Genomic DNA, 10,859 nt, shown 5'->3' with positions numbered 1-10,859 from the left:
CCCTCACTGCGGAAAAGTAATTCCGCTATGCAGAAAGGAAAGGGCCCTTGCCGGGACTGCCAGGCTTCAACTCCGCACCGGCGGACGACCTCCGACCGCTGCTCGCCGAATGCCTCGCGGTGCCCCGCTGGGTCGACGCCGTCGTGGCCGCCCGCCCGTACCCGGACGTCGACGCGCTCGTCGCGCGGGCCGAGGTCGACCTCGACACCCAGGAGATCCTCGGAGCCATCGCGGGCCACCCGCGCATCGGCGAGCGCGCCCGGCACGGCGGCGTCTCGGCGAAGTGGTCCTCGGCCGAGCAGTCCGGCGTCGACGCGTCGCTCGCGGACCGGCTCGTGGCGGCCAACGTCGCCTACGAGGAGCGGTTCGGCCACATCTACCTGGTGTGCGCGACCGGGCTCAGCGGCGAGCAGGTGCTGGCGGACCTGGCGGCCAGGATGGACAACGACCCCGACACCGAACTCCGCGTGGTGAACCGCGAACTGGCCAAGATCGCCGCCCTGCGGCTGCGCAAGGCCGTCGCGTGACCCCGCCGAACACCAGAAGGAGCTGACCGATGGCCATCATCCTGGGGCCGAACCAGTACGGGAAGGCGGAGAACCGCCTCGTCGCGGTGTCGCGGGAGGGGTCCGTGCACACCATCAGGGACCTGACGGTCAGCACCTCGCTGCGCGGCGACCTCGCGGACACGCACCACACGGGCGACAACTCGAAGGTGCTCGCGACGGACACGCAGAAGAACACCGTCTACGCGTTCGCCAAGCAGGCGCCGGTCGGCGAGGTCGAGGACTTCGCCCTGCGGCTCGGGCGGCACTTCGTGTCCACCCAGGAGGCCATCACCGGCGCGCGGGTCCTCGTCGACGAGCACGGGTGGAACCGGATCGACGCGAACGACCACTCGTTCGTCCAGGGCTCCAACGAGAAGCGCACCACCGCCGTGACGGTCGACGGGTCGGACGCGTGGGTCGTGTCGGGGCTGAAGGACCTCGTGGTGCTGAAGTCGACCGGGTCGGAGTTCCACGGGTTCCCGAAGGACCCGTACACGACGCTGAAGGAGACGGACGACCGCATCCTGGCCACGTCCGTGACGGCCCGGTGGCGCTACCTGGGCACCGACGTCGACTGGGCCAAGAGCTTCACCGAGATCCGCGAACTGCTGCTGGCGACGTTCGCGACCAAGCACAGCCTCTCGTTGCAGCAGACGCTGTACGCCATGGGCGAGGCCGTGCTGGAGGCCCGTCCCGAGGTGGCCGAGGTGCGGATGTCTATGCCGAACAAGCACCACTTCCTGGTGGACCTCAGCGCGTTCGGGCTGGAGAACGACAACGAGGTGTTCTACGCGGCCGACCGGCCGTACGGGCTCATCGAGGGCTCGGTGCTGCGGGACGACGCGCTGGACGCCGGACACGCCTGGGACACGCTGCCCGCGTTCTAGCCGGTTCGGGGGTGGTGGACGGGCCTCCACCACCCCTGACCTGCACCGTTCAGCCATTAGTGGTGCAGATCACTCTTTTGGCGGAATCTCGTGCCTCACAGAGCACCCGACAGTGACAGCAAGATGACGAAAAGGCCGTACTCTCGCAAACATGAGTGATGTCAAACGGGGGCTTTCGCCGGTCACGATGTTCCTGGACGACGAAGCCGTGATCACCGTTTCGGGCGCGCTGGACGCCACGACGGCTCCGGACTTCAAGCGCTTGGTCACCGACTTCTTCGACCTGCCGGACCGCCCGGTCGTCGAGCTGCTGACGCTGGACCTCTCCTCCGTGTTCGCCTGCGACCAGGCCGCGCGCGACCTCGTCCGCTACGCCCAGGCCGTCTGCGCCGACCGCGAGATGGCCCTGCGCGTCGTGCCCAGCGCCCCGGTGAGCCGGGCGCTCACCCGCCACTAGGCCTTCCGGCTCGCCAACGCCTCCAGGTCCTCGACCCGGAGCCCCGTCACGCCCAGCACCTCGGCCTCGTCCAGCGCCCCGCAGTCCACCGCGCGCAGGAACGAGGACGACAGCGCTTGAGCGGTCGCCGGTTCGTCGAGGAGCGCCGACGTGATCTTCCCAGCGGAGGCGCCATCAAATGCCGTGCCGCCCGCCCGTTCCACGTACGCCTTCAACCGGCGCGCGTCGGCCTCGACGCCCTCCAGGTAGAACGCGTGCACGGCCGCGTACCGGGTGACGAGCTGCGCCGGGTGCAGGTCCCAGCCCTGGTAGAAGCCGTGCGCCAACGACCGCCGCACGAGCCCGTAGTGCGTCCGCCAGCCCTCCGCGACGGCGTCGCCGACCGGCAGGACGTTGGTCGAGCCGTCGGACACCCGAACCCCCGCGTTGGCCGCCGACACCTGCATCACGTTGCGCGCGAAGTCGCACGCGCCGTGCGCCAGGTGCTGGTGCGCGGCGCCGAGCCCGCAGCCCGCCGTGTAGTCGTAGGTGCCAAAGTGCAGCCCGGACACCCGACCGCGACCGGCCGCGAGGAACCGCGGGATCGCCAGCCTGCCCTCGGGGTCCACGATCGACTGGGTGGTCTCGACCTGGATCTCGAACCGCAGCGGGATCCCGAACAGGTCGAGGACATCGCCGAACACCTCGACCTGGTCGACCGACGTCACCTTGGGGAACGTGATGACGAAGCCGGGCGGCGGATCGCCCAGCGCGGTCAGGAAGATGTCCAGCGTCCGGATGCCGCGCTCGCGCAAAACCCTGGTGTCGAACGACTTCATCCGCAGTCCGACGTACGGCGGCAGCACGCCGTCGTCCCGCCAGCCCGCCACGATCCCCGCGGTGCGCTCGGCGTCGGCGTCCTCCACCTCGTCGGCCGGAGCCCCGTAGCCGTCCTCGAAGTCGATCCGCAGGTCCTCGACGGGCTCGGCGACGAGCTTGGCCCGCACCCGCTCCCGGATCCTCGGGGCGAGGTCCTCCGGCAGCACGGCGGCCAGCGCGTCGGGGTGCTCGTCCAGCGCGGCAAGCGCTTGCGCGCCCCAGTCGCGGAGGACGTCCCCGGTCACCTTCGACGCGGGGACGTAGCAGGTGTGCACGGGCTGGCGGCCGTCCGGCAGCACCCGGTCCACATCGGACAGCCGCGCGGTGGCGGCCGCGACCGCCACCGCGTCGAGCGAAGTCCGCGCCACGTCAGGGGATCTTGGCGTAGGCGGGGACGGTCAGGAAGTCGGCGAACTCCTCGGACAGCGCGACCTGCTCGAACAGCTCGGCCGCCAGGTCGACGTGCTCACCGGACAACGAGGCCTTGGTGCGCGCCAGCACCTCCCGCACCAGGCCCGCGGTCACCGGGGTTCCGTCGCTGAGCACGACCTCGTTGTGCACCCACTGCCACAACTGGGAGCGGGAGATCTCGGCGGTCGCCGCGTCCTCCATCAGGTTGTGGATGGCGGCCGCGCCGTTGCCGCTCAACCACGACACGAGGTAGCGCAACCCGACGTCCACGGCGGACTCGACGCCCGCCCTGGTCGCCTCGCCGCCGGTGGCCTTGAAGTCGAGGAGCTGCGCGGCCGTCACGGACACGTCGTCGCGCTGCCGGTCGAGCTGGTTGGACTTGCTGCCGAACTGGACGTCGAAGATCTCCCGGCACACGGGGACGAGGTCCGGGTGCGCGACCCACGAGCCGTCGAAGCCGTCGGTCGCCTCGCGGGTCTTGTCGTCGCGGACCTTCGCCAGCGCCCGCTCGGTGACCTCCGGGTCGCGCCGGTTCGGGATGAACGCGGCCATCCCGCCCATCGCGAACGCCCCGCGCTTGTGGCACGTGCGCACCAGCAGCTCGGTGTAGGCGCGCATGAACGGCGCGGTCATGGTGATGCTGTTGCGGTCGGGCAGCACGAAGTCGGCGCCCGCGTCGCGGAAGTACTTGATGATGCTGAACAGGTAGTCCCAGCGGCCCGCGTTGAGGCCGGACGCGTGCTCGCGCAGCTCGTAGAGGATCTCCTCCATCTCGAACGCGGCCGGGATGGTCTCGATCAGCACGGTCGCGCGGACGGTGCCGTGCCGGACGCCGAGCTGCTCCTCGGCGGCGGTGAACACGTCGTTCCACAGCCGCGCCTCGAGGTGGCTCTCCATCTTCGGCAGGTAGTAGTACGGCTTGCCGAGCGAGGCGTTGTGGAAGAAGTGCAGGCCGAAGTCGACCAGCGCGCCGACGGCGGGACGGCCGTCGATCTCCAGGTGCCGCTCGTCGAGGTGCCAGCCGCGCGGGCGGACCACGATCGCCGGACGCTCGACGTCGTCCTTCAGCGCGTAGTGCTTGCCCTCGGGCGAGGTGAACTCGATGGTGCCGCGCGCGGCGTCGTACAGGTTGACCTGACCGGAGACCACGTTCTCCCAGTGCGGGGTGTTGGCGTCCTCCAGGTCGGCGAGCCACACCTTGGCGCCGGAGTTGAGGGCGTTGATCGCCATCTTCCGCTCGGTCGGCCCGGTGATCTCGACCCGCCGGTCCGTCAGCGCGGGCGGGGCGTCGGCGACGCGCCAGTCGGACTCGCGGACCTTCGCCGTCTCCGGCAGGAAGTCCAGCTTCCCGCTCGCCCGGCGCTCGGCGCGGCGCCGGAGCAGGTCGTCGCGCGTGGCGGCGAACGCCCGGTGCAGACCCGCCACGAAGTCGAGCGCCTCCGGGGTGAGCACCTCCTCGTCCCGATCGACCTTGTCACCGATGACCGTGACACCGATGTCGGGCATGGAGGTCCACCTCGTTCCTAGGGCTGACTTTTCTACTTCGCGGACTATAGTTTTTGCATAGCGGAACTGCAATGACGATTAGACTCCACCCGGACTACTACGGGAGTGATCATGGCGCGCGAGTCCTCAGGCGGGGTGCAGTCCCTCCAACGCGCCTTCGACCTGCTCGAACGGCTGGCCGACGCGGGCGGTGAGGCGAGCCTGTCGGAGCTGGCGGCCACCACCGGGCTGCCGCTGCCGACCATCCACCGCCTCATCCGCACCCTTGTCACGCTGGGGTACGTGAGGCAGAACCGCAACCGCCGCTACACCCTGGGTTCGCGGCTGATCCGCCTCGGCGAGAGCGCGGGCCGCCAGTTCGGCACGTGGGCGAGGCCGTACCTGACCGAACTGGTGGACGAGGTCGAGGAGACGGCGAACCTGGCCGTGCTCGACGGCGACGAGGTCGTGTACGTGGCGCAGGTGCCGTCGAGGCACTCGATGCGGATGTTCACCGAGGTCGGCCGACGGCTGCTGCCGCACGGCACCGGCGTCGGCAAGGCGATGCTGTCGCAGTTGCCGCGCGCCGAGGTGCTCGCGCTGCTGGAGCGGACGGGCCTGCCCGCGTACACGCCGAACACGATCACCGACACGCAGGAGCTGCTGGACTCGCTCGGCCAGATCGCCGAGCAGGGCTACGCGCTGGACGAAAGCGAGCAGGAACTCGGCGTGCGCTGCATCGCCGTGCCGCTGGTCGGCGCCCCGACCCTGTCCGCCGTCTCGGTGTCCGGTCCGGAGGGGCGGCTGACCAAGGACGCCGTCGCCCGGATCCTGCCCGAGGTGCTGGCCATCGCGAAGCGGCTGACCGACCAGAGCGCTAATTCCTGACGGTCCACGCGTCCGGCGAGTCCGCGCAGCGCAGCAGCGCCCGGAGCAGCGCGTCCAGCCGGTCCTCCCGCCGGTCGGCACGCAGCACGTCGACCAGGTGCCGGGTGAGGCTGACGGGTGGTGGCGCGCCCGTGGTGACGAGCGTGGGCACACCGCGGATGGCAAGTTGCTCGGCGAGCGCCGACCGCGGGTCGTCCAGCGCGGCCACGGCCCGCTCGTTGAAGCGGCAGTCGAGCACCAGCAGGCGGCGGTGGGCGGGCGCGTCCAGCAGGACGTCCCGCACGTCGCGGAACGGCAGGGCGGTCCAGCGCACCAGCGCGAGCCGGGTGTCCGGCACCGCCAGGAAGAGCCTGCCCCGCGCGTCCAGCAGGCCGTGGCCCGCGTAGTGCACGAACAGCAGCTCCTCGGCCTGCGACGCGGCCTTCTCCAACTCCTCGCCCAACGCCCTCGCGGTCCGGTCGGCGGGCACCGAGCAGCGCAGACCGCCATCGGTCAACGCCGTGGCCAGGTCCGCCAGGTCGCCCCGCACCTCGGGTAACTCCGCCAGGTCCGGATCAGCCGCGAGGCTCGTGCCCATGAGCACGGCACGGGACCGGACACCGCCGGGTAATCGCACGTCAGCCACGCCCCAGTTCGACGACGGACCCGTACGAGGCGATGACCTCCACGCCCACCTCGGACTCCCGTCGCTCGAACCACACCGGCACACCACCCCGCCCCGGCACGACCAGGAGCGGTCGAGACTCCACCCTTCTCCCCGGCCGCGCACCTGGCAAGTCGAGCCTCACCCGATCGTGGAAACCGATCTTCACCACCTTCTCCCCACCCCGAGATCACGCCACTCGACAAAGGCAACCCGTATCAATTCGTTCGGTCATTAGGGGCCAGTCAGGGGTATCCGGCCACACATCGGCTAAGTATTCTTTGGCACGGGTCTTGCCATTCCGCCATATAGCGGTCAGCAACGTGAAGAAGGCGGCCAATTGAGATGAAAGTATTAGTGACGAGCTGCCCTAATCAGGGGCACTTCTACCCGATGATCCCGTTGTTGTGGGCTCTTAGGAGCGCGGGGCACCACGTGGTCGTGGCGATGCCGAAGACCATGGCGGACGTGTCCGCGGCGGCGGGTGTTTCCGCGGTCTCGCTCGGGGACGACATCCCGCTGGCAGGACTCGTGGCGGACCACGCCCACCGGCCCCCGCAGGACGCGGGCGTGCAGTCGCTGGCCGAGCACGTCGCCGACTACTACGGCCCGCTCGCGGAGCGCAACGTCGGACGGCTGTTCGAGATCGCCGAGCGCTGGCAGCCGGACGTGGTGATGCACACCTCCTGGGAGTACGCGGGCCCGATCGTGGCCGCGCGGCTGGGCCTCCCGACGATCAGGCACGGCTGGGGCCTGACGCTGCCGCCCGAGGTGGACGAGCTGGTGCACCAGCGCCTGGCCTACCTGTACCGCGACTGGGGCCTGCACGGCGCGCCGCCGCCCCCGGTCCGCTGGATCGACGTGTGCCCGCGCAGCATGCAGGTCGGCAAACCGCCCGCCGAGTCGCTGCCGATGAGCTGGATCCCGTTCAACGGCTCGGCCGTGCTGCCCGACTGGCTGCTGAGGAAACCGCAGGGCAAACGGGTTGCCGTGACCCTGGGCAACGTGCCGATCCGGGGCAGGCACTCGCAGGTGCTGCACACGACGCTCGAGGCGTTGCGGGAGATCGACACCGAGGTCGTGGTGGCCGCGGGGTGGGGTCTGGAGCACGACGCCGACCTGCCGGAGAACGTCCGGGTGGTGCGCGGGGTCCCGCTGCACGACCTGCTGCCGACGTGCGACCTGTCGATCACCCACGGCGGCGCGGGCAGCCTGCTGGCAGGTGTGGCCCACGGCCTGCCGCAGGTGGTGCTGCCCCAGATGTGCGTGCACTTCCAGCACGGCGACCGGCTCGCGGCCATCGGCGGCGGCGTGTCGCTGCACCCGGCCGAGCAGACCGTGGAGAACATCCGCGAAGCCGTCTGCGGGCTGCTCTCGCACTCCGGCGCGCGGCTCGTCGCGGCCCGCCTGCAACAGGAGAACGACGACCAGTTGTCCCCCGCCTCCGTGGTGAAGCACCTGGAGACCGTGGTGGCACCGCGCACCGAGTGGGCGGTCGTATGAGCCTCGAGCAGGAAATCTTAGAAACAGTCCGGAAATACCATCGAGAGAAATCCGAAACCGCCGAATTTATTCCAGGCGAGACACCGGTCCTCACGGGTGGCGCGGTATTCGACGAGGACGACCGGGTCGCGGTAGTCGAAGCCGCGCTCAACATGCGTATCGTTTCGGGGAAGTCGACCCGTGAATTCGAGACCGCGATGGCCCGCGTTTTTGACCTGCGCAAGGCGTACATGGTGAACTCCGGCTCGTCGGCGAACCTGGTCGCGGTGACCGCGCTGACGTCCCGCAGCCTCGGCGAGCGCAGGCTCCAGCGCGGCGACGAGGTCGTCACGGTCGCCGCCGGGTTCCCCACCACGGTGAACCCGATCATCCAGAACGGCCTCGTGCCGGTCTTCGTGGACGTCCGGTTGGGCACCTACAACGCCACCGCCGAGGCCATCGCGTCCGCCGTCGGCCCCAAGACCAAGGCGATCGTCCTCGCACACACGCTCGGCAACCCCTACGAGGTCGAGGAGATCGCGCAGATCGCCCGCGACAACGGCCTGTGGCTCGTCGAGGACAACTGCGACGCGCTCGGCTCCACCTACCGCGGCAAGCTGACCGGCACGTTCGGCGACCTCGCCACCGTCAGCTTCTACCCGGCGCACCACATCACCACCGGCGAGGGCGGCTGCGTCGCCACCGGCAACCTGAAGCTGGGCAAGATCGTGGAGTCCGTCCGCGACTGGGGCCGCGACTGCTGGTGCGAACCGGCGCACGACAACACGTGCCACAAGCGCTTCGGCTGGCAGCTCGGGACGCTGCCGCAGGGCTACGACCACAAGTACACGTACACGCACATCGGCTACAACCTGAAGTCGACCGACCAGCAGGCCGCGCTCGGCGTGACCCAGCTCGCGAAGCTCGACCGGTTCTCCGCCGCCCGCAGGCACAACTGGCGGCGGCTGCGCGACGGCCTGGCCGACGTGCCGGGCCTGATCCTCCCCGAGGCCACGCACGACAGCGACCCGAGCTGGTTCGGGTTCCTGCTGACGCTCGGCCGCGAACTGCCGTTCCGCCGGGCGGAGCTGATCTCGTTCCTCGAAGGCCGCAAGATCGCGACCCGCCTGCTGTTCGGCGGCAACCTCACCCGCCAGCCCGCCTACCAGGGCGCGGAGTACCGCGTCGTGGGCGACCTGACCAACAGCGACATCATCACCGAGCGCACGTTCTGGCTCGGCGTGCACCCGAGGCTGACCGACGAGATGGTCGACTACGTGACCTCGTCCATCCGCGAGTTCGTCCGCTCGAAGGTCGGCTCGCTCGCCACCGTGTAGGGCGCGGACGAGGTCCTCACGCGTTGTCGGTGAGGACCTCGTCCACGAACCGGTTCAGGTTCGTCACCGTGCGCTGGATCCGCTCGTCGACGCTCAGCGCCTCGGTCGGCTTCGGGCCGGACGCGCTGCGCCTGCCGCGGGTGTACTGGCAGCAGGCCAGGTCGGCGCAGATGTACGTGCCGACGGTGTTGCCGAGCTTGCCCGCCGCCCCGACCCGGCGGGCCGAGAACAGCGACACGTCGGCCTGGCCGTGCACCGTGCAGCAGAACGAGCACATCGACTGCTTGACCCGCCCCTTGGGCTGGGCCGCCGACGACAGCGCGAGCCCCACGAGGCCACCCTCCCTCGGCAGCACCACGTAGGCGTTGTTGACCGCCTTGGGGTCGCGCCAGCCGAGGAAGTCCAGGTCCGACCACCCGACGTCGGCCAGTCTCCCCGGCAGCGTCAGGCGTTTCGCCTCGCCCTTCGAGCAGTTGACGAAGGAGCTCCTGATGGCACTCTCGGCTAGCGCGTCCACGATCCGATCATCCGTTCCGGTTCGGTCTGAGGGCAACCGGATTTAGCCGAGCAGGGCGTCCACGAACGCGCCGGGCTCGAACGGGGCCAGGTCGTCGGCGCCCTCGCCGAGGCCCACGAGCTTGACCGGGACGCCCAGCTCGCGCTGCACCTGGAAGACGATGCCGCCCTTGGCGGTGCCGTCCAGCTTGGTGAGCACGATGCCGGTGATGGCGACGACCTCGGCGAAGACGCGGGCCTGGGTGAGGCCGTTCTGACCGGTGGTGGCGTCCAGGACCAGCAGCACCTCGTCCACCTCGGACTGCTTCTCCACCACCCGCTTGACCTTGCCCAGCTCGTCCATGAGGCCGGTCTTGGTGTGCAGGCGGCCCGCGGTGTCGATCAGGACCGTGTCCACGCCGAGTTCGATGCCGCGCTTGACCGCCTCGAACGCCACGGAGGCCGGGTCGCCGTTCTCCGGGCCGCGCACGGTGTCCGCGCCGACCCGTGAACCCCAGGTCTGGAGCTGGTCGGCGGCGGCGGCGCGGAACGTGTCCGCCGCGCCCAGCAGCACGGTGCGGCCGTCGGCCACGAGCACGCGGGCGAGCTTGCCGGTGGTGGTGGTCTTGCCGACGCCGTTGACGCCGACGACCAGCGCGACGGCGGGCTTGCCGCCCGCGTGGGGCAGGGCGCGCACGGAGCGGTCCAACTCGGGGCGGAGCTTCTCGACCAGCACCTCGCGCAGCAGCGCGCGGGCGTCCTCGGAGCTGCGCACGCCGCGCGAGACGATGTCCGCGCGGAGCTTCTCGACGATCTCCATCGTGGTGGCCGCGCCGAGGTCGGCGAGCAGCAGCGTGTCCTCGACCTCGGTCCAGGAGTCCTCGTCCAGGTCGCCAGCGCCGAGCAGGCCCAGCAGTCCGGTGCCGAACGTGGAGCGGGACCGGGAGAGCCTGCCGCGCAGCCGTTCCAGCCTGCCCGAGGTGGGCTCGATGTCGTCCAGCGCGGGTTCGTCCTCGACGCGCTCGGACCCCGGTTCCGGGGTGATCACCACCTCGTCGGGGATGACCACGTCGACCAGCGGCCGCTTCACCGAGTCGCGCGGCACCGCGGCGTCGTCGCCCACACCGGGTTGGCCGTCGACCTCCGTGCGTTCGGCCACGGGGTGCTCCGCCGGGGCGAAGGCGATCGCGCCTCCGGCCTGGTACCCGGCCGCCTTCGGGGCCTCCTGCTGGTCGGTCAGGCTGATCCGCCTGCGGCGGGCCAGCACCACACCGACGATGAGGGCGACCGCGAGCACGGCCACCACGGCTACAACGATCCAGATCACGGTCTCGGTCGACACGGGCGCCATCCTCGCACGGTGCCCCG

At 70.4% G+C, this 10,859-nt stretch carries 12 protein-coding genes; 6 read left to right on the top strand and 6 right to left on the bottom strand.

Annotated features, from left to right (window positions below; all coding sequences use genetic code 11):
- The first annotated feature begins 47 nt into the window (after positions 1 to 47).
- The 3 genes from uraD (at position 48) to NZH93_RS37525 (ending at position 1,892) form a co-directional block, all read left to right on the top strand.
- Complete coding sequence (uraD, locus tag NZH93_RS37535; RefSeq protein WP_259628049.1) at positions 48 to 527, top strand: 2-oxo-4-hydroxy-4-carboxy-5-ureidoimidazoline decarboxylase; 480 nt, start codon at positions 48 to 50, stop codon at positions 525 to 527.
- Positions 528 to 556: 29 nt separating this feature from the next.
- Positions 557 to 1,435: a factor-independent urate hydroxylase gene (gene pucL / locus NZH93_RS37530; protein ID WP_259628048.1), complete on the top strand. Its 879-nt coding sequence runs from the start codon at positions 557 to 559 to the stop codon at positions 1,433 to 1,435.
- A gap of 151 nt (positions 1,436 to 1,586) precedes the next feature.
- Positions 1,587 to 1,892 (top strand): STAS domain-containing protein, encoded by a 306-nt coding sequence (locus NZH93_RS37525; protein ID WP_259628047.1) that lies wholly within the window; start codon positions 1,587 to 1,589, stop codon positions 1,890 to 1,892.
- On the opposite strand, the gene NZH93_RS37520 is transcribed toward NZH93_RS37525, so the two are convergent.
- Positions 1,889 to 3,118: a DUF6986 family protein gene (locus NZH93_RS37520; RefSeq protein WP_259628046.1), complete on the bottom strand. Its 1,230-nt coding sequence runs from the start codon at positions 3,116 to 3,118 to the stop codon at positions 1,889 to 1,891. The genes NZH93_RS37525 and NZH93_RS37520 overlap by 4 nt on opposite strands.
- Before the next feature lies 1 nt (position 3,119).
- Complete coding sequence (aceB, locus tag NZH93_RS37515; RefSeq protein WP_259628045.1) at positions 3,120 to 4,667, bottom strand: malate synthase A; 1,548 nt, start codon at positions 4,665 to 4,667, stop codon at positions 3,120 to 3,122.
- A 111-nt stretch (positions 4,668 to 4,778) separates the two neighbouring features.
- Between aceB and NZH93_RS37510 the strand changes: the two genes are divergently transcribed.
- Complete coding sequence (locus NZH93_RS37510) at positions 4,779 to 5,534, top strand: IclR family transcriptional regulator (protein ID WP_259628044.1); 756 nt, start codon at positions 4,779 to 4,781, stop codon at positions 5,532 to 5,534.
- Here NZH93_RS37510 and NZH93_RS37505 read toward each other — a convergent pair.
- Both NZH93_RS37505 and NZH93_RS37500 read right to left on the bottom strand, forming a co-directional pair.
- Entirely contained in the window at positions 5,524 to 6,159 is a 636-nt protein-coding gene (locus NZH93_RS37505) for a CHAT domain-containing protein (protein WP_259628043.1), read from the bottom strand. The two genes, NZH93_RS37510 and NZH93_RS37505, sit on opposite strands and share 11 nt — an antisense overlap.
- Complete coding sequence (locus NZH93_RS37500) at positions 6,152 to 6,283, bottom strand: hypothetical protein (protein ID WP_259628042.1); 132 nt, start codon at positions 6,281 to 6,283, stop codon at positions 6,152 to 6,154. The genes NZH93_RS37505 and NZH93_RS37500 overlap by 8 nt, the downstream gene beginning before the upstream one ends.
- Before the next feature lie 287 nt (positions 6,284 to 6,570).
- Here NZH93_RS37500 and NZH93_RS37495 point away from each other — a divergent pair, with 287 nt between their 5' ends.
- Together NZH93_RS37495 and rfbH are read left to right on the top strand one after the other, a co-directional pair.
- Positions 6,571 to 7,680 carry a nucleotide disphospho-sugar-binding domain-containing protein gene (locus NZH93_RS37495; protein ID WP_259628041.1) on the top strand — a complete coding sequence of 370 codons (1,110 nt, stop codon included), beginning with the start codon at positions 6,571 to 6,573 and terminating at the stop codon, positions 7,678 to 7,680.
- Positions 7,677 to 8,996: a lipopolysaccharide biosynthesis protein RfbH gene (gene rfbH / locus NZH93_RS37490; protein ID WP_259628040.1), complete on the top strand. Its 1,320-nt coding sequence runs from the start codon at positions 7,677 to 7,679 to the stop codon at positions 8,994 to 8,996. The genes NZH93_RS37495 and rfbH overlap by 4 nt, the downstream gene beginning before the upstream one ends.
- A 16-nt stretch (positions 8,997 to 9,012) precedes the next feature.
- Here the strand turns inward: rfbH and NZH93_RS37485 are convergent, their stop codons facing one another.
- A complete protein-coding gene (locus NZH93_RS37485; protein ID WP_259628039.1) occupies positions 9,013 to 9,513 on the bottom strand; it encodes an FBP domain-containing protein in 501 nt (166 codons plus the stop codon).
- 42 nt (positions 9,514 to 9,555) lie between these two features.
- On the bottom strand, positions 9,556 to 10,842 hold the full coding sequence (gene ftsY, locus NZH93_RS37480) for a signal recognition particle-docking protein FtsY (protein ID WP_259628038.1): 1,287 nt from the start codon (positions 10,840 to 10,842) through the stop codon (positions 9,556 to 9,558).
- Positions 10,843 to 10,859 lie beyond the last annotated feature (17 nt).

Origin of the sequence: Umezawaea endophytica (assembly GCF_025061645.1) — a bacterium.
Classification (GTDB): Bacteria; Actinomycetota; Actinomycetes; order Mycobacteriales; family Pseudonocardiaceae; genus Umezawaea; species Umezawaea endophytica.
Note: the sequence above shows the minus strand (reverse complement) of the source record. Positions and strands in the feature narration are given on the sequence as shown.